Source organism: Desulfosarcina sp. (assembly GCF_046496365.1).
In the GTDB taxonomy this organism is placed as follows: Bacteria; Desulfobacterota; Desulfobacteria; order Desulfobacterales; family Desulfosarcinaceae; genus Desulfosarcina.
Map to the genome: position 1 here is coordinate 1 of NZ_JAWOHB010000058.1, position 19,729 is coordinate 19,729.

21 protein-coding genes are annotated in these 19,729 nt (G+C 58.6%); 6 read left to right on the top strand and 15 right to left on the bottom strand.

What is annotated here, in order from left to right:
* Positions 1 to 436 precede the first annotated feature (436 nt).
* The 15 genes from R6V78_RS04525 to R6V78_RS04595 all read right to left on the bottom strand — a co-directional run bounded on the left by R6V78_RS04525 (position 437) and on the right by R6V78_RS04595 (position 14,896).
* Positions 437 to 1,036, bottom strand: a complete 600-nt coding sequence (locus R6V78_RS04525) for a PRC-barrel domain-containing protein (RefSeq protein WP_410288143.1) — start codon at positions 1,034 to 1,036, stop codon at positions 437 to 439.
* A gap of 91 nt (positions 1,037 to 1,127) precedes the next feature.
* Positions 1,128 to 1,277 carry a lmo0937 family membrane protein gene (locus tag R6V78_RS04530; protein ID WP_410288144.1) on the bottom strand — a complete coding sequence of 50 codons (150 nt, stop codon included), beginning with the start codon at positions 1,275 to 1,277 and terminating at the stop codon, positions 1,128 to 1,130.
* 52 nt (positions 1,278 to 1,329) lie between these two features.
* Positions 1,330 to 1,464 carry a CsbD family protein gene (locus tag R6V78_RS04535; protein ID WP_410288145.1) on the bottom strand — a complete coding sequence of 45 codons (135 nt, stop codon included), beginning with the start codon at positions 1,462 to 1,464 and terminating at the stop codon, positions 1,330 to 1,332.
* 549 nt (positions 1,465 to 2,013) lie between these two features.
* On the bottom strand, positions 2,014 to 5,046 hold the full coding sequence (locus R6V78_RS04540; RefSeq protein WP_410288146.1) for a methyltransferase domain-containing protein: 3,033 nt from the start codon (positions 5,044 to 5,046) through the stop codon (positions 2,014 to 2,016).
* A gap of 31 nt (positions 5,047 to 5,077) precedes the next feature.
* Entirely contained in the window at positions 5,078 to 5,659 is a 582-nt protein-coding gene (locus R6V78_RS04545) for a glycerol-3-phosphate acyltransferase (RefSeq protein WP_410288147.1), read from the bottom strand.
* Positions 5,656 to 7,065, bottom strand: a complete 1,410-nt coding sequence (locus R6V78_RS04550; RefSeq protein WP_410288148.1) for a polyketide synthase dehydratase domain-containing protein — start codon at positions 7,063 to 7,065, stop codon at positions 5,656 to 5,658. Before R6V78_RS04550 ends, R6V78_RS04545 begins: the two co-directional genes overlap by 4 nt.
* 92 nt (positions 7,066 to 7,157) lie before the next feature.
* Positions 7,158 to 7,640 carry an acyl-CoA thioesterase gene (locus tag R6V78_RS04555; RefSeq protein WP_410288149.1) on the bottom strand — a complete coding sequence of 161 codons (483 nt, stop codon included), beginning with the start codon at positions 7,638 to 7,640 and terminating at the stop codon, positions 7,158 to 7,160.
* 1 nt (position 7,641) lies between these two features.
* Entirely contained in the window at positions 7,642 to 8,907 is a 1,266-nt protein-coding gene (locus tag R6V78_RS04560; protein WP_410288150.1) for a beta-ketoacyl-[acyl-carrier-protein] synthase family protein, read from the bottom strand.
* Between the two features lie 98 nt (positions 8,908 to 9,005).
* Complete coding sequence (locus tag R6V78_RS04565; protein ID WP_410288151.1) at positions 9,006 to 10,259, bottom strand: beta-ketoacyl-[acyl-carrier-protein] synthase family protein; 1,254 nt, start codon at positions 10,257 to 10,259, stop codon at positions 9,006 to 9,008.
* A gap of 84 nt (positions 10,260 to 10,343) precedes the next feature.
* Positions 10,344 to 11,342, bottom strand: a complete 999-nt coding sequence (locus R6V78_RS04570; RefSeq protein WP_410288152.1) for a radical SAM protein — start codon at positions 11,340 to 11,342, stop codon at positions 10,344 to 10,346.
* Positions 11,343 to 11,354: 12 nt separating this feature from the next.
* Positions 11,355 to 12,419 (bottom strand): radical SAM protein, encoded by a 1,065-nt coding sequence (locus R6V78_RS04575; RefSeq protein ID WP_410288153.1) that lies wholly within the window; start codon positions 12,417 to 12,419, stop codon positions 11,355 to 11,357.
* Positions 12,420 to 12,501: 82 nt separating this feature from the next.
* Positions 12,502 to 12,762: an acyl carrier protein gene (locus R6V78_RS04580; protein WP_410288154.1), complete on the bottom strand. Its 261-nt coding sequence runs from the start codon at positions 12,760 to 12,762 to the stop codon at positions 12,502 to 12,504.
* 60 nt (positions 12,763 to 12,822) lie between these two features.
* Positions 12,823 to 13,179: a hypothetical protein gene (locus R6V78_RS04585; RefSeq protein ID WP_410288155.1), complete on the bottom strand. Its 357-nt coding sequence runs from the start codon at positions 13,177 to 13,179 to the stop codon at positions 12,823 to 12,825.
* Positions 13,180 to 13,234: 55 nt separating this feature from the next.
* Positions 13,235 to 14,587, bottom strand: a complete 1,353-nt coding sequence (locus R6V78_RS04590; RefSeq protein WP_410288156.1) for a lipid biosynthesis B12-binding/radical SAM protein — start codon at positions 14,585 to 14,587, stop codon at positions 13,235 to 13,237.
* Positions 14,588 to 14,629: 42 nt separating this feature from the next.
* A complete protein-coding gene (locus R6V78_RS04595) occupies positions 14,630 to 14,896 on the bottom strand; it encodes a phosphopantetheine-binding protein (RefSeq protein WP_410288157.1) in 267 nt (88 codons plus the stop codon).
* Positions 14,897 to 15,002: 106 nt separating this feature from the next.
* On the opposite strand from R6V78_RS04595, the gene R6V78_RS04600 reads away from it, so the two are divergent.
* The 6 genes from R6V78_RS04600 (at position 15,003) to R6V78_RS04625 (ending at position 19,722) form a co-directional block, all read left to right on the top strand.
* Complete coding sequence (locus R6V78_RS04600; RefSeq protein ID WP_410288158.1) at positions 15,003 to 15,449, top strand: hypothetical protein; 447 nt, start codon at positions 15,003 to 15,005, stop codon at positions 15,447 to 15,449.
* 23 nt (positions 15,450 to 15,472) lie between these two features.
* Positions 15,473 to 16,210, top strand: coding sequence for a 3-oxoacyl-ACP reductase FabG (gene fabG / locus R6V78_RS04605; protein WP_410288159.1), 738 nt, complete (start codon positions 15,473 to 15,475; stop codon positions 16,208 to 16,210).
* 84 nt (positions 16,211 to 16,294) lie between these two features.
* Positions 16,295 to 16,909, top strand: a complete 615-nt coding sequence (locus R6V78_RS04610; RefSeq protein WP_410288160.1) for an outer membrane lipoprotein carrier protein LolA — start codon at positions 16,295 to 16,297, stop codon at positions 16,907 to 16,909.
* Positions 16,906 to 17,541, top strand: coding sequence for a hypothetical protein (locus R6V78_RS04615; protein WP_410288161.1), 636 nt, complete (start codon positions 16,906 to 16,908; stop codon positions 17,539 to 17,541). Before R6V78_RS04610 ends, R6V78_RS04615 begins: the two co-directional genes overlap by 4 nt.
* Positions 17,542 to 17,569: 28 nt before the next feature.
* Positions 17,570 to 18,829, top strand: coding sequence for a B12-binding domain-containing radical SAM protein (locus R6V78_RS04620; RefSeq protein ID WP_410288162.1), 1,260 nt, complete (start codon positions 17,570 to 17,572; stop codon positions 18,827 to 18,829).
* 107 nt (positions 18,830 to 18,936) lie between these two features.
* A complete protein-coding gene (locus tag R6V78_RS04625) occupies positions 18,937 to 19,722 on the top strand; it encodes an AMP nucleosidase (RefSeq protein WP_410288163.1) in 786 nt (261 codons plus the stop codon).
* The last annotated feature ends 7 nt before the right edge of the window (positions 19,723 to 19,729 follow it).

A 19,729-nucleotide genomic window follows, 5' to 3' on the forward strand; every position in this document is an offset into this window, starting at 1 on the left:
ACCGCAAGATAGGCGAGCAAGACCCACAGCGGGGTCATGCCCCCTTCGCCGAGAGACAGCAGCAGTGCCGGCACTGCGCTGAGGATTGGGCCCAGAGAGGTTTGCGACCGATTCCTTCATCGGCTCGAAAAAGGCCCATCCCGTCAGGACAAGGACGGCGACAACCCCCCCCACGACCAGCCCCGCCGGTAATTTTCGACCACCCGTCAGAGATCGTATCCACGAAATCAATGGATTGACTGTGAGCGAAACCAGTATATTGAGAAGGAAGGACAACAAAATGGGAGCCAGCAGCGCGTATGATTGGATGAAAGCGAACAAACCCGCGCCCAGGAACAACGAAAAGGGGCGCCGAGGGCACCCCTTTTGCTCATGGTAATGAATGAGTCGGCAACGTCACGGATGCAGCGCTGCCGTTTGCAGATAAAAAAGATTCTTAGTTCTGGGTATCTACTTTCCCTGGTTTAGTAGGGTCTTGATCCTGCTGGTTTTTGAGGGTGTCGCCCGAATCTCCTTTATTCCATGCTGGAGCCACGCCATAGTGGGTCTCCAGGTCGCGCTGGTAGTCACTGTCCGTAGCCTCTGCTGTCTGCTGCGGAACATTTTCGAGCTTAGACTGGTCAACGGTCAATATGGCCTCTTCATCGCCAAATTCAAACGCGCTCAGCGGAGCTGCAACTTCTTTGCCGCCCATGCCGAGAATGCCGCCTCTGGAAAAAGTGACGAATTGTACTTCACCGGACTGCTTGTCAATCGTGATTTTTTCAATTTCACCAATCGCTTTTCCCTCTTGGGAAACGACTGTCATCCCTTGAAGCTTATCGGCAGTTATCATGTGACCGGACTGCATTTCACCGGTCTGCTGCTGAGTTAAACCTTCCTGCCGTTGAGCGTCAGATTTCATACCCTGATGAGTCCCTGCCTTCTGTTGAGAGTCGGATTTCATACCAGTCTTATCAGCGGCATACAGTGGCATGGCAAAGGCTAATGCTGCGGACGTGATAAAAGCAATTGTGGCTTTCTTCATGGTGTTCATGTTGTTTCTCCTTAGATAGATGAATCGAGATTTGTTGTTGGTGCAATCTTGCACCCTTCTCTTTGCGTTTCTCTTCCCTCTGTCCGACGGGTCACACCCGTTTTCGCCCCTGAAGCACCTGGATCACCACCACAATGATGGCGATGACCAGCAGGGCGTGGATGACACCGCCAAACGTGGTGCCGGTCAACAGTCCCAGCGCCCACAAAACCAGTAGAATCACAAATATGGTCCAAAGCATGGTGACCTCCTTTTTTTTAACGCCCTCAAATTCCGTTGACAGGCGTTCGTGTTTACTTCCCGCCGACGTTTTTGATCTCGCCGGTCTTTTCCTGGACTTTACCGCCAACATTTTCGGCCTGGCCTTCGGCTTCCAGGTCGCGGTTTCCGACTGTTTTTCCGACGCCCTGCTTGATCTTACCCTTCACCTGGTGCCACTTGCCTTCCGCCTTGTCCTGGGTGCCTGGTTTCATGGTATGCCGCCCTGCCGAAAAAATGCTTTAAAACCATTTAGAGAAGGTAAAGTGGAAAGTACGTCATAAGCAGCGGCGCAAACAGAACAGGAAGGCAACAGTGACTCGAACCCGCATCGTATCGTTACGGGAAATGTTACCATCGTGCCGGAAAAACACAAGGTTGGATGATTACGGGGATAATCTGGGTACAAACCAGATATTATGAAGAGTATCGGGGTCAAACCTTGAAATGTGAATTTAATTCCTGATTTTGGAGTATCGGGGTCAAACCTTGAAATGTGAATTTAATTCCTGATTTTGATCTTTAAGCCTTTGTTCGACCCCCATTTTGTCATTGATCGCCTTTACACTTTTGCTGATTGAAGAATAGGTAAGCTCAAATAGGTCCCCGATTTTCTGATTGTTCCAGTTGGGCAATGGCGGCGCTCAATCAAGAAAAATCGCCTATGTTTTGGAAGGCTGGAATTGATGGATGTCCGCCGACGGGCTGTTATGGATGCCTTATTTGGGCCGGGCCACATGCCACTGCATGTCCCCGCGCTTGCCGGAGGGACGGCTGGCAAGCATCTCGAAGTCACATTTGTCAAGCATGGCGCTGATGGCCGCCTTGTCCAGGTAGTTTGTCGCGGTGCCGTTGATTTTGAGTTTGAGTCGCTCCAGATGCCAGGTCCAGGGGGGGGTCGAGGATGGGGGCATCACCGACCGTATGATCAGGCAGCCGCCGGGAAGCATACGCTCATGGATGCGTTGCAGGGTCTTTTCCAGCTCCCACGGTTTCAGAAAGTGGGCCACATCCAGCATGGTTGCCAAATCGATCAGCACTTCCACGGGTGGGAGGTCGGGGGCCCATCCGATGCAGATGCGTCCCCGATCTCCCAATGCCAGGGCGGCCACACGCACCCGCTCGGGGTCGGGATCGATGCCGTAAATGGTGGCGCCGGGGTAACGTTCGGCCATCCAGCAGGCCGGGACCCCATATCCGCAGCCCACATCCAGGATGTTGACGATGTCGGTTTTTTTCGGCACCAGCGTCGCGATCTCATCAAAGAGCGGGTCCAGACGCTCTTTTAACTGGGCGAACATGCGCGGGTAGGGTTCCATATTGCGATAACGCCAGGCGATGCCGCCGGTCTCCGCGGGCAGACTTTCGAAGCGCCGTTTCAGCAGCGGCGGCAGAATCAACAGGGCGCCGACCAGGCAATAACCGATGCCGAAAAAGGAGATCAATCCGGCGCTTTTCAGCAGGTTGTGGTCGGCGACCAGCAAGACGGCAAAACCGACCAATGTCGATGCGGCAGCCATGCAAATCGCCGTTCGCACCAACGCAAAATGGGGATGGTCGAAGCGCTGGTAGCGCTGGTAGCCCCGCACCATGAAGAGGGTGTAGTCGACGCCCATGCCCAGGATGATCACCGACAGCATCAAGGCCGGAATGTCCAGGGGACGGCCCATGACACCCAATGTGCCCAGGGTGCAGACAAAGGCGAAGGCCATTGGCAGCAGGGCGGTAAAAAGCAGACCCGCATCGGCGAAGAAAACCACCAGCAGTAAGATCAGGCTGACCCCGATGATCAGCAGCATTTTGAAGAACGTGCCGAACAGCAGTTGTCCCATGCGTTCAGAAAATAGGGCCGGGTCGAAAACAAAGCAGATGCTGGACATCCGGCTGTAAAAACGCTGGCTGTCGAACCCTTCGCGTGCTGTGATCCGGGTGACCTGGCGCCACTGGCCGTCGGCTTTGTCTTTGGAGATGCCCAGCAGCGGCAGCACCCTTTCCGGGATGCCCGTTAAGTCGGGCGGGTCGCCAGCGAGCTTATGCAGAAACGGGGCAAAGGCGCTGTAGGTGAATCCCAGGGATTCTCCTTGGCGGATGAACCGTCCGGATACCTCCCGGACGCGTTCTTCGGTCCAGAACTGCCGCCATGCACGGAAGTTTTCCCTCCTGATGTCGCTTCCCGGGAAGAACCGGGAAGGCGTCACCGGTTTCTGGATGCTGCCGGCATGGGTTTCGGTTTCCAGGTGGGCCAGCAGCTGGTCATTTTTTTCCTGCAGTGAATTCAGGTCATTCGCCTCGGTCATCAGGTAGACACTGGAAAAAATATCACCCCAGACACGGGTCATCAACTCGTCGGCTGAACGCGTCTCCCGGCTGACGCTGTTCATGGCTTTCAGGTTGGTACTGAAATGGGGCCGGATGAAAACGGCCAAAAGCGCCGCCGTGAGCAGGGCTAGCGCCAGCCCGGATTTTCCGGTCGATGCCAGACGGTTCACGATCGTGGATAGACGCCGCCGGGTGGTCGCCGCAGCGGGGCGTTGATCCCGCAGGATCCGGGGGAAGACGCTGTGTACGAACAGGAAGGAAAAGCCGATACCCATGGCCGTGAACTGCCCCAGCTGTTCAAAGACGGTGAAACCGCTGAAGGCCAGGACACCGAAGGCGCCGATGGAGGTGAGCACTGCCAAAAGACCCACGGCCCGGACCTCCTCAGAAGCCTGTTTTCCGCTGTTCCTGCCGCCCTTGTCCACAAAAAGCATGTAGGCGATGCCGTGGTCGACAGTGATGGAGATGATTGCGCCGCCGAAGCCCAGCACCATGATGGAGATGCTGTCATGGACCAGGGAGAAAACGAAAAAGGCCAGTACCGTTCCAGCCAGGGCGGGCAGCAGGGCCAGGAGTCCCACCACGGGATTGGAAAAGGCGGCCAGCAGCAGCACGCTGATGCCCAGCGTGGCCCACAGGACGGCCCGGTGCACATCCCGCCTGATGATGGTCTCGTTGTCCAGAGCGGCCTTGAACGCACCGCTGGGTGTCAGGGTGATTTCTTCGCCGAAATCCTGCTTCAGATCCGTTTGCAGTTCCTGAAAAAATCGGGCCAGGGATCGGGCCACGGTCGTGTCCGTACTGGAACCGGCCGGAGTGGCCAGGATAAGCAGATGGTGCTGGTCCGCGGAGCGTATCCGGCCATGGCGGATGGTCGCGCCGGGAACGGGATTCAGGGCGGTCAGCCGCTCCAGGACGATGTGCCGCAGTCCCAGCGGGTCGGCGGCCACAGTTGATGCCTGACCGATGCCGTCCATCTGGTAAAGGTCATCCCGAACCTGGGTCAGGGCCTGTCGGATCCGCTCGTCCGACAACAGGGGGGCAATCTGACGCTGCAGCTCCCCGGCGGTGAACAGCACCGGCAGGCGCTGGGTGACCTGGTCGGCCAGCTCGGCCAGACCTTGCTGTATGGGCTGAGTGCCCACCTGGGCAAACAGGCCGCTTTGCAGCAACCGGGCTTCGACCCTTTCCGCAGCAGCCAGCAGCGGGATATCATCCTTGGCTGTGGAACCGATATCGATGGCGATCTGATCCTTTATGGGATTTTTTTCGAAGATGTGGATGCCGTCGGCGATGACCGGGTCATTCCTGGGCAGGGACTGGACAATGTCTGTATCGATGGTGATCCGCTGGAAGGCGATCAGGAACAGGGCCGCGCCGGCGATCATTACCGCCAGCATTGCAAAAATGTTGATGGGTGCTTTCATTTGCATTCAGATCGTCTAATTGCCTGTGTGGCGGCCATCACCGTCGGCCGCCCCATCGCTCCCGGATATTGCCGTGGTGACACGCTGCGATGAACACGGCGGTCAGCACCACGCCGAAAATTCCCACCCACGCGCCGTCCTGGACAATCGCTGTCCCGGCAGCCAGCACCGCCACCATGGCAAAGGATGATAGAAAAGGCGTGCGCCACATCAGGTGCGCCGCTCCCCAGGCGAGGACGCCGAGGGCCGCCCATGCCGGTGCGCTGACGGCCGTGAAACCTAAATAGTTGGCTACCCCCTTGCCTCCCTTGAATCCGTGAAAGCAGGGGAATCGGTTGCCCAGGATCAGCGCGAATCCGATCCAGGGCACCTGCCACAAGGGCAGCAGCGTGCTGGCCACCAGGGCCACGGCAACCGCCCGCCCTATGTCCAGGAGCAGGACCATCAGCGCCCAGCCGATGCCGGCCTGACGATAGACATTGGTGGCACCGGGATTGCCGCTGCCGTGGTGCCGCGGATCGTCGCGCCCGGTGATTCGAAACACCAGGATGGAGAAATTCACCGAACCGGCCACGTAGACGGCTGAAAACAGCAAAACAGACATCGGCAGGCCGGTCATGGCAGACCATCGGCATTCAGCAAGGTGAACAGGTGTTCATCAATGGGTGCATGAATCGCGGTCAGTTGTTTTCCGCCGGTCGTTACCAATTGGCTTGATGCCGCGGCCACGTCAATCACCCGAAGGGTGGCCCAGGATTCTGCCAGATTGATTCCCAGGGCCTTGGCCGCCGCTTCCTTGGTGCTCCAAACCCGCAGAGCCGCTTCTGCCAGTCCCAGGCTCGAGCGGCGGACCACGGCCTGTTCATCGCCGCCCATGTACAGGTGGATTGCGTTTAGCGGCTTTTCCGACAGCGGCTCCACATCTACCCCTACCGGTCGATCGGCGGCTACGGCGATGGTGAAGCGCCGGTCGTGGGAAACCGCGCAAAAGGGCAGGGTTCCGTCGGCCAGCGGACAGCGGGGAGAGGGGTCGTTTACTGCGACGGTTTCAATCTCCCGGGATTGCCGGCGGTCGCCGTCGCCTGAAAGCCTGCGGCTGAGTCGTTTGAGGGCCAGTCGGGCGGACAGATATCCCTTCGCCCGGTCCGGGGCCATGGGTGTCAGACGCTGAGTTTCGTTTCCGGATAGTGCGGCTGCGGCAAAATCCGCCACGGCCCTGCGTTCCAGCACGACCATTGCCGACACGCGGCTGTGAAAAGCGGTCAGGGTGTCTGCGGGCGTTGTCTGCCGGAATCCTTGTGGTGGGACAACACGGCCGCCGCTGACGTCACGCATATGGACGCCGCTGGCAGATTCACGCAATGCGCCGGTGTCGTCGTAAACGAAGATGTCGAACACGAAAGGCGCATTGCCGGTCTGTACCGGCACCACCCGAACCGTGTAGACCTCGTTCATGCGAGTGGGTTGGATGATGGTGCGCCGGTGCATATAAACGGGAAAGGCCACGATGCCGCAAAAGCGCTGGCACCAGACGCAGGCTGCATGAAAGGCTGCATCCAGCACATACGGGGATCCCAGGCAAAGGTCACTGCGCGGGTCGGGCGGCCGGGGTGAACGCACGCGTGCCAGGGCGCCGTCCGTCGAAAGCAACAGCGTTTCACAGATGTTGCGGTAGGCCGGGCCGAAGGGGACCAGTTCGCGGTAGATGCGATCCGGGTCCACGGCGGTGCAGACACCGCTGAGGGCTGCGGCTGCATCCAGGGGCGTTTCAGGCACTGACGGATCATCGCGCCCGATTACCAGCGAGACGTGTTCCACGGTGCGGGAGATTTTTGCTTGGGGGGATGTAAAACGGGTGGACAGTATGGCGCGAAGTGATCCGTCGCCAGCGTGGGCTACCTGATTGATAGCCGTCAACGGGTGTTGCGTGTCAAGGTGGAGGAATTTGTTGAAGTGTATGTCCGCGAGCCGGCGGCCGTCCTTTTCCGGGAAACGACCACACGTGTCCGCGACGAGTTGTTGCATGGCTTCCACCGCCGCAAGCACAGGCCGGTTGTCGACATGATGATCCTGAAAAAAAGGCGGCGGCGAAAGGGTTATGGGAAAGAATTCTGTCTTCACGGTTTTGGAAAGATGTCCCACAGATGGACGGTTCTGGGATCCACCTCCACGGGTGTACCCACCAGGTTGACCGCACAGTGGCGGGTGAATCCCTTGCAGACGATATCACCGGATGCCTGGTGGGTGATCACATAGTCGAACTGAAGCCGCACGCGCTCGAGAACCGACGGCCGGGTATGCACCCACATGGCGTCGTCGTAATACAAGGGCCGGAAATAGTCGATGTCCACCTTGATGATGGGGTAAACATAGCCGCTTGCTTCCACCTCTTTATACGGGTAAGCGGCATCGCGCATCAGCGTGGCTCGTCCGAATTCGAAATAGCGCAGGTAATTGGCGTGATAGACCACCTGGGAGCGATCCGTGTCCGCATACAGGGTGCGGGTCTCGCAGCGGTGCCAGACGATGCCGCCGATGCAGTCCCTGACATACTGGGGGTGCGCATTGACGGGCTCCGGCACAAAGGGCTTGGGTTTCATCTCAAACTCCCCGGAAGACGACGCAGCAGTTGGTTCCCCCGAAGCCGAAGGCGTTGGAAAGGAGCGTGGTGTGGGAATGGCGCCGGGCTGCGTCGGGAACCACATCCACGTCGGCAAATTCGGGGTCGGGAATGTGGTTGATCGTGGGCAGGATGATACCCTGCTGCATGCCTTCGATGGCCAGGGCGGCTTCGATGGCCGCGGCAGCACCCAGCGTGTGGCCGATCTGGGATTTATTGGACGACACTGGAATGGCCGCCAGCGAACTGCCGAACACCTCACGCAGGCTCTCGATCTCCACGGCGTCACCTTTCTGGGTGGAGGTGCCGTGGGCATTGACGTAGCCGATCTCCGCGGGTCGTATCTGTGCGTCGTCGATGGCCTGTGCAATTGCCCGCACGATCGTCTCGCGGTTGGGCAGGGTAAAATGATGGGCATCGGAGGTCCAGCCGACCCCCAGCACCTCGGCCCTGGGGGTCAGGTGGTATGGTTTCAAGGCCGCTTCGGCGGCCAGGACCAGTACGCCGCCCCCCTCGCCCAGCACGATGCCCCGCCGATCCACAGAAAACGGCCGCGATGCCTGAGTGGGATCGGCGAAGGCCCGGTCGTTGGGTCCCACCTTGATGGTGGCCCACATGTTGGCAAAGCCCTGGACGATCTCCGGAGTCAGGCAGGTTTCGACCCCCCCGGCCAGGACGAAGTCGCACTCGCCGTCCCGGATCATGCGGGCGCCGATGCCGATGGCGTGGTTGCCCGAGGCACAAGCCCCCTGGGGAGAAAAAATCGGGCCGGTAAACCCCAGCAGCATACCTGCCTTGCCTGCCGGCAAATTGGCGCACAGGTTGGGCAAAAGATAAGGGCTGATCTTGGTGGGCCCCTGCGTGACGTAACTGTCCATGGCGATGCGGTAGGCGTCGGCGCCGTTCAATGCCGAGCCCATCAGGCAGGCGGTCCTGGGACCAGTCACGGCATCGATTTGCAAACCGGCGTGGTCCAGCGCCCGCTTGCACAGCACCATGGTGAGCAGCACGTAGTCCGCGTTCCAGTTGCGCCCGTCCATCTTATCGATATAGGGCAGGTCCCGGGGAGTCCAGTCCGGGATCTCCCCCACCACGTTGCTGCGCGAGGAGGTCTTGCAGCGGGTGATCCGGCGGAAGCCGGCCTCTCCGCGCACGGCCCGCTGCCAGGTGGCTTCGAAGGTGCTTCCCAGGCAGGTGGCTGCATCGTACCCGACTACGAACACACGTCTGTTTAACGGTGGTTTCATGGGACCTGGTTATCCTATGCTGAAATTATCCGGTTTTTTTAATTGCCGCTTTTCAGGTAGTGCGTGTCAGCTGTCAGGTGAAAATAAGGTCTCGTCCATCAATTTCCACCCCGCTTGAATACCATACATGCATTGCAACCGCCAAACCCGAATGCATTTTTGAGCACATATTCCTGGTCCACCTGCCGGCCGGTTTCGACCACGCAGTCTAGGCCGATGGCCGGATCCGGCGTGTAGTTGATGGTGGGGGGCAGCATGCCTGTCTGCATCCCCTTGAGGGCTAAAATCGACTCGATGGCGCTGGCCGCTCCCATGGCATGGCCAAGCATGGATTTGTTGGCTGTAACCGGAGGCACACGCTTGCCGAAGACCTGATGCAGGGCATCGGCTTCCACCTGGTCGCCCAGGCGCGTGGAGGCGGCGTGGGCGTTGACGGCGCTGATCAGGTTTGCTGTTATGCCGGCATCTTGGATGCTTTGGGTGATGCAGCGCCGGACCGTTTCCAGATTCGGCGCCACGTGGTGAAAGGCATCCGAGGTCATGGCCCAGCCGGCGATTTCCGCGGCGTAATCCAGTCCGTGGGCAGCCGCAAAGGACTTTTTGGCAATGATGATGCAGCCTGCCCCTTCGGATACCACGAATCCCCGCCGATTGAGGGAAAAGGGCCGACTGGCCTGTTGGGGCGGCTCCTCGGTTTCACCCTCTTTGGGTATGAACGCACCGCCCATGGTGCCGAAGCCGGCCACGATGGGTTCGGTCAGGGGGAAATCCACCGCCCCGCAGATGGCTGCGTCAGCGCGGCCGTCGTTGATCAGCATGGCACCTACGATCATGGAGGTGACCCCCGTGGCGCAGGCCGTGATCGTGGCGCTGATGGGGCCCGTGGCACCGGTGTACATGGAAATCTTGCCGCCGACCATGTTGATGCAGGCGTTGGGATTGACGAATGGCGGCGGCAGCTTGTTCCGGCCCATCAGGCTTCGATCCGCGTCCAGCAGGGTATCAAGACCACCGATGGCGCTGCTGAAGGTGACGGCGGTGCGCGGGGCGAGATCCGGCGAGATCGCGATGCCGCTTTTCTCCAATGCCCGGGAGACTGTCAACAGGGCGTATTTGAAAATTGGTGAAGGCCAGCGGGCCTTTTCGCGGGGTTTCAAAAAATCGCAGGGCAGGTGATCGATATCCGGCGTCTGTCCGGCGATGCGCACGGGAAATCCGTCCATCAAAGGAAAGCGGGTCAACGGACCGATGCCGCTTGTGCCGGCCAGGGCGCGCTGCCACTGATCTTCGAGATCGATCCCCAGGGGAGAGATCGCATCATAACCGAGAATGACCACGGGGTCGCTGAACATGACTTCAACCTGATTTAACAGTTGCTCAATGGTTGAGCAGGTGCGCATGACCACAGGCAGTGATGCGGCCTTGCAGAAGGACCATCACCAGGGAATAAATTGGTAGAGTTTGGCAAACATTTCGTAGATTTCGATCCAATTCTGAAGATCCCGGGTGCTTTGCATGTGTGCGCGTTTGTTAACCATCACCCAACTCATGTGGGCCGCGCCGTCTTTACAGGTGCTGCAGTCCCGCGTTTCCGAGGTGCAACAGCGATGCATGGTCTCAAGGTCCGACGCCCAGCGGATGAAATTGGTCAGCCGCCGGGGTTTGGGGTTGCGCTGGTCCAATGGGTCGGTTACCGATGGGCATTCCATCCAGCCGAAGGGACGCCCCAGCATTTTACCCGTGGTGATGATCTCGTGATAGTATCTCGAGGAGATCACCGTTTCCGGATAGCGATCCAGCACTTGGTCCATTTCAAAGCGGATCCGGGTCAACTCCTGGGGCTGCCAGTGGAACCCGTCAACCCCTTCGTCGTTGGAAAGCAGCTGCATGTGGACCTTAAGGCCCGCGTCCCGAATTTTTTTGATTATCCGTTCGGTCTTGCCCAGCTGTTTGGGGGTGATTGTATACAGGTAGTAGGCGTGCGGGTCTCCCGCATAATTACGGCTGGATATCGAAAAGGCGTCTTTCCCGCGCAGTACTTTTTCATCCGCCTCGTCACCCCAGAGGCTGATGCCCAGCATCATGTCAGGGAAACGGTCCCGGGACACCTTGATGATGCCGTTGGTGGCACAGAAGGTAGGCAGGCGCCTGTAGAACGCTTCCACCCGGTCCATGCACAGGGTCGGTTCGCCGCCGATGAGAATGGCCAGGTTGACCCCGCGGGTCGTCTCCTTGTCCACGAAGGCTTCCCAGCGGGTGAGGTCCATCTCTTCCCTGGCTGCCTCGTGTTCACCGGAGGAGAAAAAAAAGCAGCCCTTGCAGCGCAGGTTGCAGCGATTGGTCACATCGTAGATCGAGCTGCGGATGTTGAGTCTGGAAATGCGTTTATACCGGGCGTACCATTGGTCGTCCAGCAGCGAGCTGACGGTTTTCATAGAAAAGGTCCTTCAATTGGCAGTCAGTTCCACACCGGGGGGAGGAACAGTCTGGTTGCACAGGTTCTTGCCTTTTGCATAACCGTTGACCCACACGGCCAGGTAGGTGTCGACAAAATCCAGCCATGATTTAAAGGTGCCAGGATCAATGGCGTGGCGGAACAGCCGGGCGGTGACCACGGCGCTGGCCGCTGCGTAGTGCCGGCAGTCCGCGCAGTTCGTATCCGGCACGCAGCAGGCCGCGTCGCGGTTCCAGGTCAGGTCTGTGCGGTATTGGCGAAAGGAACGGCCCAGGCCCACATCCGTGCTTGGATTCTGGCGGGGATAGGGGCATCCGAACAGGTCGTGGAGCCCTTTTTCGTGGGTGTGGACCATGGCACTGTACCAGGAGAACAGGACCGTTTGCGGGTATTTTCTCAACAGATCAAGCATGGTTCGCCGGGTGTCGGCCAAACTCAGGGGTGTGTGGCGAAGGTTGCCGGTGTAACCCACCGGCGCACTGAACATGTTGAACGTCAGCGTGGCCCCGTGGTCGGCCAGCATCCGGACCACCTCCTCGGCCTGGTCGATGTTGTGACGGGTAAAGGTGTAGACGAAGGCCGCCCGCGGATCGCCGGCATAATTATTCAGCTGGCGGGCCAGCATACCTTTTGCATTGCGGGTTTTCTGGCTGGAGGCGTCGTTGCCCCACACGGAAAGATGAATGCGGTAGCCGACAGATTCGGGAATCCGCTTGAGACCGTTGGTGGCGATGCATCCTGAAGGGATCTCATCGTAGCAGGCCTGGCACAGTTCCGCCACCAGGGAGGGTTCTGCGCCGGCCAGCACCACAAAGGTAATGCCCCGGTCTTTCTCGGCACGCATCAGCCGTCGCCAGTCTTCCGGATTTGAATTGTCCCGCGTGTTCTGTTTTTCCCCTTCGTAGTAGTAACAGCCGTTGCAGCGGATGTTGCATCGCCGGGTCATGTCGTAAGTGGATTCGCGCAGGAAGAAGTACTTGCGCACCTTCTCCCAGCGCGCGTTGACCTCGGGATCCGCGATCAGGTCCGAAAATTTCCAGGTTTGTGTCCCGTCCATGGTTGGTGCTGCTCTCCGAAATGAATCCACGCGCGATTAACTTAACATTCAGGTCCGGTTATCAATCGGCACTGCAAGGCGGTCATGCGGCCAGTTTCTTGTGGATATATTCCCCGATCAACCGCACGGTGGTAAGTTTGGGGTAATCGTCCTCGTCAATCCGAACCGAATATTCATCGCGCAGGACCAGGGCCACGGTGGCCAGATCCATGCTGTCGATGCCCACCTCATCAACCAGATCGATATCCGGATCGAACGTGTCGGCGGTGATATCTTCCAGTTTGAGTTCATCAATCATGATCTTTGCGATGCGCAGGATGATTGTATCAGTTTCCATGGCCATGTTTGTCAGTCTCCTTTAAAAAACCGAAATAGGTGCACATCCCTGTTTCAGGGACAGGTTCTACTGTTTGTCTGCACGCAGCCGGATCAGACCGCTGCAAATCAGGCCCTCATCACCGCTGATACGGAAGCTGTGGCTGCTGTTTACAGCGCCGGTCTTTATCGTCAGGATCAGGGCCTGATCGGGGCGGATCATCCGCTTGAAGCGCACCCGGCTTACCTGCGCGACCGGCGACGTCTGATCCAGCGCCCGGCACAACAGGTCGTGGACCATGCCCAGTTGGGCAACTCCCGGGAGCACCGGCGCTTCGGGGAAATGACCGTCAAACCAGGGTGAGCCCGCCGGAACCCGCACATGGGCCACCATTTCCCCATCTGTCATCTGCTTGTCAAGCGACCGTTCATACCACATTGTCATTGGTTTTTCTAACCTGCTTTTGAAAGCGTATAAAACTGTCCGACCGACAGGGGGCTCAGCGGATCAGGTGCTCCCACAACGGGCCTGAAAACCCCTTTTGATACATGCGCGCGATGGTGGCGGCGGTTTCCCGGCCGCCTGAACCAACCACCCAATTGGCACGGCCGGCTGCTTTTTCGTTGACCCGCTGCAGGATTTCGTCGTCACCCATGTTGCCGCCGTTGAAAAAAACCGGTGCGAGCAGATCCCTTTGCGCGTCGAGATACCCTTTTTCAGCACACTGATGAAACAGCGCGGTGTGGGGATAAACCCGCATTCCGCAGAAAAAAAATAGAACCGCTTTACGAAGCGTGTCAATCTGGGTCAGGGTCTCTTCGAGGGTCTGCCGGGTTTCGCCGGGTCCACCCAGCAAAAAGTAATGGGCCACGTGACGGCCGGCCGCCAGCGCCGCCTCGTGGACGGCCAATACCTGGTCGACCGTGAAGGGCTTGCCGTAGGACCGCAGAACCTTATCGGACAGGGAATCGGTGCCGAACTCCACATGCTTCAAACCCGCTTGGGCCAATGTTTCGAAGTATCCGTCGGGCATGGGCAAAGGGGTGAAAAATGCCCCCCAGGGAATGGTCAGGCCGGCGCGTATGAATGCCCCGGCCACTTCCAGCGAGTGATCGATGTCGGCATTGAACGAGGAATCGGTGATATACAGGTAACGGGCCCCTTTAGCTTCCAGGGCCAGGGCTGTTCTTGCCGCATCACGCGGTGCCACCCGTCGCAGTTTGCGTCCCTCGATAAGCGGGTAGGTGCAGTAGATGCACCCGAAAGGGCACCCCCGTTTGGTCTGCAGGTTCAGTATGCCGCCGTGGGCGAGGTACCAGCGCTGGTGCGCCGAAAGATGCTCCAAACGCGGTCTGCGTTCACCGGTCCAGGGAGCCGGGAAAGGAATTTCTTCCTCAGCGGGTGTGATTACGCCGGGCAGACCCTTTGGGTGCTGACCGGCTTCCAGCGCATCGATCAAACCATTCAATCGCTCGCCCTCACCCACGATGCCGAAATCCGCCCCCAGCTCCCCCAAAATCCGTCCGGGAAACAAGGTGAACCCGCTTCCTCCAAGCACCACCGGCGCATGGGACGCCTGACGCACGGTCGTCATCACCGCCCGATAGCCGCCGATGAATCCGACGGGATCGGAGGTGTCGGTGTTGTCGATATTACGCAGGGAGATCCCGATTAGGTGCGGATCACATTCACGGATGCGGTCGGCCAGCACACCCGGACCGTCCAGGACGTTGAGGTCTGCGATGTGGACCTGGTGTCTGCCATGGATGGATGCGGCCACGTGATCCAGGCCGATGGGATAAACCGGATAGGGCGCTTTGAGTGTGTTCGCGGAAATCAGCAGGATCTTCATTGCAATATCGTCAAACCATCAAAGAAACAGACGGCATGGAATCTAATTGACTGTCCGTGAAGTCGGGTCATTGATGAAGTCGGCCAGTGCCCGTACCGAAGCGAATACCCGGGCGCCCAGCTCGCGATTGTCGATGGCCAGTCCGTAATCCTTTTCCACCAGCATCACCATCTCCAGTACGTCGATGGAGTCGATACCCAGCCGCCCACCCACCAGGTGTTCGTCCGGATCGATCGTTTGCGGTGCGACGTCCTGAAGATTGAGGGCCGCGACAATTTTCTCACGCAATTCATCTATCAATTCATCCATGGGGCATTTCCTTTACAGGCCTGATGCTTTCGTGGTATATCCTGCCACCTAAAAAAACGACATACTATATATTGATTAACATCCTTTTCAAGCCTTTTTGCGCACCATGTCGACTGTCGATCCAAATCACGTCCGCCTGAACGCCCAAGCACTGCTTCCCCATCGCGGCCGGATGCTGTTGGTGGGCGAGATCCTGTCGCTGGATGCCGAACAGGCAACGACGCTGTCCATTGCCCGCCGGGACTGGCCGCTTGTCAACAAAGGGGTGGTCAATCCACTGATCCTGGTGGAACTGGTGGCGCAGACCGCCGGTGTCCACAACGGTCTGAGACGGCTGCAGGCGCGAGGCGAAGGTTCGGAAACCCGGGGATGGCTCGTGGGCGTTAAAAATGCGGTCTTCCATGTGGAAGCCATCGTCCTCGGTGAGCCGGTGACGACGACCACTAGAAATGCGTTTGCGTTCGACAACCTGCGTGAGATCACTGGCACCGCATCCATCAACGGCCGGCTGGCTGCCGAGGTGACCCTTCAGGTGGTGGAGGCGGGCGACTGACCGATGGCGAACAGGAAGGAAAAATGAACGATGCGCAAAAAAGACCCGTTGCCCTGGTGACGGGCGGCTCCAAAGGCATCGGCAGGGCGATCTGTCTGGAGATGGCCCGCTGCGGGCATGACGTGGTGGTCAATTATCTTTCAGATGAAGAGGGCGCCGCCGACACCTTGGCGCAAGTGCGGCGCCTGGGCGGAGACGGCCGGATTCTGGGCTTCGATGTGCGTGACGCGCCAGGCTCTCAGCAGGCCATTGAAACCCTGCTGGCTGATCTGGAATCCCTGGATGTGCTGGTGAACAATGCCGGCGTTGCCGCTGACGGGCTCTTCCTGATGATGTCCCGCGAAAATTGGAAAAAAGTGGTGGACACGACCCTGGACGGCTTCTACAATGTCACCCGGCCGATCATCGAAAAAATGATTCGCCAGCGCCGGGGCAATGTGGTCTCGATTGCCTCGGTGTCCGGTCTGATGGCCAATCGGGGCCAGGCCAATTACAGCGCAGCCAAGGCCGGCCTTATCGGTGCCAGCCGCAGCCTGGCAGCCGAGGTCGCCCGGCTGGGCATCCGGGTTAATGTGGTGGCGCCGGGGCTGATCGAAACCGACATGATCAAAGACCTGCCGTTGACCCATATCAAGGCCATGATTCCCATGGCCCGGGTGGGCAAGCCCGAGGAAGTGGCCCGGGTGGTGCGGTTTCTCTGCTCGGAGGATGCATCCTATATCAGCGGTCAAGTAATCGGCGTCAATGGCGGCATGTGTTAGGTGTCCCCCCTTGCGATTGGATTTACATTGAGATGGATGGTTTTCATCAATAATCATTGCGTATGCAATCCTTCTGCTGTGCGGGTGAAACGCTTTGGCGTCCGCTGCCTGGGCGCCGCCCTGGTGATGGTCGCCGCTTTGTGCCTGGGCTGGGCGGACTCCTGGGAAAGCATCCGTGCTGCCGCCAGCGGCGTAGACAGCATCAGCGCCGACTTCATTCAAGAGAAGCACCTGCCGATTCTGGCCAAACCGCTCGTATCCGAAGGACGCCTTTTATACCGGCGTTCCAATGCGCTGCGATGGGAATACACGTCACCGGTGAAAAGCGTCCTGCTTCTGCAAGACGGTAATGCCAGGCGCTTTGTTCAGTCCGACGATGGACTGGTTGAAGATGCCAGTGTCCGCCTGCAGGCCATGCAGCTCGTTATGCCGGAAATCAGCGGCTGGCTGGCTGGCCGCTTTCAGGACAATCCGCTTTTCGACGCCAGCCTCAATGGCATCAATTCAATCCTGCTGGTGCCAAAGGATCCGGGGATGGCCCGGTTCATCCAGCGGATCGAGTTGCTGATGTCCGACCGGCCGGGGGTGATCAGGCAGGTGATGATTTTCGAAAGCGACGCTGCATTCACCCGCATGGTGTTCAGCAACGCACAGGTCAATCCGGCTCTGGATGACCGTCTTTTTCATGAAGCGCAATGAAGCTGATGTCGTTGGTGGTCATACTGCTGCTGATTGCCTGTGCCCCGATTCCGCCCATTCAGCCGGTGGATGCCGACCTTCAATTCCGCATCGAAACCGGTTGCCGATCCATCTACCCAGTCGGCCGCTGGCAGCTGGTGCATACCATCCATGCCCGCCTTCATCATGGCCATCAGGCCGCACTGACCGGCGTGATCATCCTGTCCACAGCTGATTCACAGGTTCATTGTGTACTGATGACCCTTGAAGGGTTCGTGCTTTTCGAAGCTGTGGACGATGGCGATGTATCGGTCAAGCGCGCCTTCGGACCATTCGACAACCCAGAATTCGCCGCGGGTGTGATGCGAGACATCCGGCTCATTTTTCTTGCGCCTGCAGGCCAGATGCAGGCTGCCGGAAACTTTGCGGACGGCGCCGTGGGATGCCGCTACCGATCAGACGATAACCGGTTTATCGATGTGATCAATGCGGCCGATGGAAGCTGGCGAATTCAGCAGTACGACCCCTTGAAGACCGTGGTTGGCGATGCGATCGACCCAAGCGGGTTTTCACCGCAGCTGACGCTCGAGGCTGCTGGAAAGCCCGCCTACACGCTGGTGATGAAACTTGTGGAAGCCGTCCCGATGCATTAAACTGAGGTTCTCCTCAAAGGGATTGTCGATGAAATTCAAACTGATCTATCCCCGCTGGCCAAAACTGATGCGCCAGACCGAGTTTCACCTGCCGCCGCACGGCCCGGTGGTCTTTGCCGCCACGTTGCCGCCTGATGTGGATGTGGAATTCGTCGATGAAAACCTTGAATCCCTTGACCTCGATGCATCCGTTGACGTGGTGGGCATCTCCATGATGCTTACCGCCCAGGTCAAACGCGGATGGGAGATAGCCGATCTGTACCGGGCCCAAGGCGTTCCGGTGATATTCGGCGGTATCGCCACCATGCTCCACGCCGAAGAGACGCAGGCCCACGCCGATGCGGTCTTCCTGGGCGAGGCCGAAGGACGCATGCCGCAGGTGATTGCCGACCTGAAGGCCGGCAGGTTGAAAAAAACCTACAACTACCTGGCCGACCCGCCCCCGGTTGAGCTGGTGGGGACAGCCCGGCGGGATATCTTGAAAAGGGAGCTGTACAATTACCGGGGCATCCAGATGGTTGACCTGGTGCACGCCTCCCGGGGGTGCCGGTACAACTGCTACCCGTGCTGCGTGGCCTATCTGGGTGGGCGGCAGTTCCGGCCCCGCCCCATCGACAAGGCGGTCGCCGAGATGGCGGCCATCGACAACAACCGCATGTTTATCGTGGACAACTCGCTGGCTCAAGACACCCGCTGGGAGATGGATCTGTTCCGGGAAATGATCCCTTTGAAAAAGAAGTGGTGCTGCCATCCCATCGAGGACGATCCCAGCGTACTGGACCTGGCCGCCCAGGCAGGTGCCTGGTATGTCTATCAGGCAGTGTTCGACACCTCGGATTATATTCGCGAGCGGATCAAGCGCTACCATGACCATGGCATCGGTGTGGAGGGGACCATTTTGTTGGGGCTGGACAACCACACCGAAGACAGTATTCTGCGGCTGATCGATTTTCTTCTGGAGATTGACCTTGACCTGGCCGAGTTCACTGTACTTACGCCCTTTCCCCACACAAAGGCTTACGACGACTTGAAACGGAAGAACCGGATCCTCTCCGTTGACTGGAACGAATACACGGCCGACAAGGTCGTGTTCCAGCCCAAGCACATGCGCGCCGACAGGCTCCAGGAGCTGTTGACCTTTGCCTGGGACGCCTTTTACCGGACCGAGTCCCAAAGCATGAAAATGTCCAATCTGTTCCAGCAGGTGATGCGTAAAGAAAAGGCGGACGGCACCTACCGCCCCCGCGACCGGGACTTGGCGCAGCAGGCGTTCGGCCGAACCGTCTAAGGCCGATGCAGGCCGGTGGCGTGGTCAAAAATTGATGATTGGATTTATTGGGCCAGGGATTCTGGACAGCACTGTTCTTATTCAACCGATTGACGGGGTAGGCAGCGATGGGACTCAAGGAACACGAATACATCCGGCAGACGCTGGAGCGCTACACCAACTGCAAGCTGGAAAATTTTTGCAGCCACGTGCTGATCACCAATTTCCGCCAGTACATCAAGGCGTTTGCCGAACAGACCGGTTGTGAAATCCTTGAAGGCAATTTTCGGATCGTCAATGCACCTGATCTGGACTGCACCATGATCGATTTTGGCATCGGTTCACCGCAGGCGGCCCTGGTGATCAACGGTCTGGCGTACCTGGACAACTTGAAGTCGGTGATCATGCTGGGGATGTGCGGCGGCATTGACGACATCCTGGAAGTGGGCGACTTCGTGGTGCCTACGGCCGCCATCCGGGGGGAGGGAACCAGCCGCCATTACCTGCCCGTTGAATTTCCGGCCCTGCCGGCCATGTCCGTGAACCTGTTGTGCATCGGTGCCGTCAAGGCCCGCAAGATCACCCCCCGCTGCGGCATCGTTTACACCACGGATCGTCGCTTGTGGGAATTCGATGATAATTTCGTGGAGCACCTGCGCTGCCAGCGGATTCTGGCCATCGAGATGGAACTGGCAACGCTTTTCTCCGTGGCCTACCGTTATGAGGTGCCCATCGGTTCAATCATGCTGGTGTCCGACATGCCTTTGCAGCGCCGGGGTATCAAGGATAAAAAGATGCACGAGGAGATTTACAAGCACCACATGAACATCCACCTCGACATTGCTCAGGATGCCATTTCCAATCTCAGGGCACGCTGGCCGGATGTTGAGCGGCAGCTGCACAGCGAGTGGTAGCGGTTCG

Excerpts from the sequence above, each read along its gene's own strand:
- R6V78_RS04580 (WP_410288154.1), bottom strand. The coding sequence starts at position 12,762 with ATGGCCATGGAAACTGATACAATCATCCTGCGCATCGCAAAGATCATG.
- R6V78_RS04560 (WP_410288150.1), bottom strand. The coding sequence starts at position 8,907 with ATGAAACCACCGTTAAACAGACGTGTGTTCGTAGTCGGGTACGATGCA.
- R6V78_RS04545 (WP_410288147.1), bottom strand. The coding sequence starts at position 5,659 with ATGACCGGCCTGCCGATGTCTGTTTTGCTGTTTTCAGCCGTCTACGTG.
- R6V78_RS04620 (WP_410288162.1), top strand. The coding sequence starts at position 17,570 with ATGAAATTCAAACTGATCTATCCCCGCTGGCCAAAACTGATGCGCCAG.
- R6V78_RS04625 (WP_410288163.1), top strand. The coding sequence starts at position 18,937 with ATGGGACTCAAGGAACACGAATACATCCGGCAGACGCTGGAGCGCTAC.
- R6V78_RS04565 (WP_410288151.1), bottom strand. The coding sequence starts at position 10,259 with ATGTTCAGCGACCCCGTGGTCATTCTCGGTTATGATGCGATCTCTCCC.
- R6V78_RS04550 (WP_410288148.1), bottom strand. The coding sequence starts at position 7,065 with ATGCAACAACTCGTCGCGGACACGTGTGGTCGTTTCCCGGAAAAGGAC.
- R6V78_RS04525 (WP_410288143.1), bottom strand. The coding sequence starts at position 1,036 with ATGAACACCATGAAGAAAGCCACAATTGCTTTTATCACGTCCGCAGCA.
- fabG (WP_410288159.1), top strand. The coding sequence starts at position 15,473 with ATGAACGATGCGCAAAAAAGACCCGTTGCCCTGGTGACGGGCGGCTCC.
- R6V78_RS04575 (WP_410288153.1), bottom strand. The coding sequence starts at position 12,419 with ATGGACGGGACACAAACCTGGAAATTTTCGGACCTGATCGCGGATCCC.
- R6V78_RS04540 (WP_410288146.1), bottom strand. The coding sequence starts at position 5,046 with ATGCAAATGAAAGCACCCATCAACATTTTTGCAATGCTGGCGGTAATG.
- R6V78_RS04595 (WP_410288157.1), bottom strand. The coding sequence starts at position 14,896 with ATGGATGAATTGATAGATGAATTGCGTGAGAAAATTGTCGCGGCCCTC.
- R6V78_RS04585 (WP_410288155.1), bottom strand. The coding sequence starts at position 13,179 with ATGACAATGTGGTATGAACGGTCGCTTGACAAGCAGATGACAGATGGG.
- R6V78_RS04615 (WP_410288161.1), top strand. The coding sequence starts at position 16,906 with ATGAAGCTGATGTCGTTGGTGGTCATACTGCTGCTGATTGCCTGTGCC.
- R6V78_RS04570 (WP_410288152.1), bottom strand. The coding sequence starts at position 11,342 with ATGAAAACCGTCAGCTCGCTGCTGGACGACCAATGGTACGCCCGGTAT.
- R6V78_RS04555 (WP_410288149.1), bottom strand. The coding sequence starts at position 7,640 with ATGAAACCCAAGCCCTTTGTGCCGGAGCCCGTCAATGCGCACCCCCAG.
- R6V78_RS04590 (WP_410288156.1), bottom strand. The coding sequence starts at position 14,587 with ATGAAGATCCTGCTGATTTCCGCGAACACACTCAAAGCGCCCTATCCG.
- R6V78_RS04600 (WP_410288158.1), top strand. The coding sequence starts at position 15,003 with ATGTCGACTGTCGATCCAAATCACGTCCGCCTGAACGCCCAAGCACTG.
- R6V78_RS04530 (WP_410288144.1), bottom strand. The coding sequence starts at position 1,277 with ATGCTTTGGACCATATTTGTGATTCTACTGGTTTTGTGGGCGCTGGGA.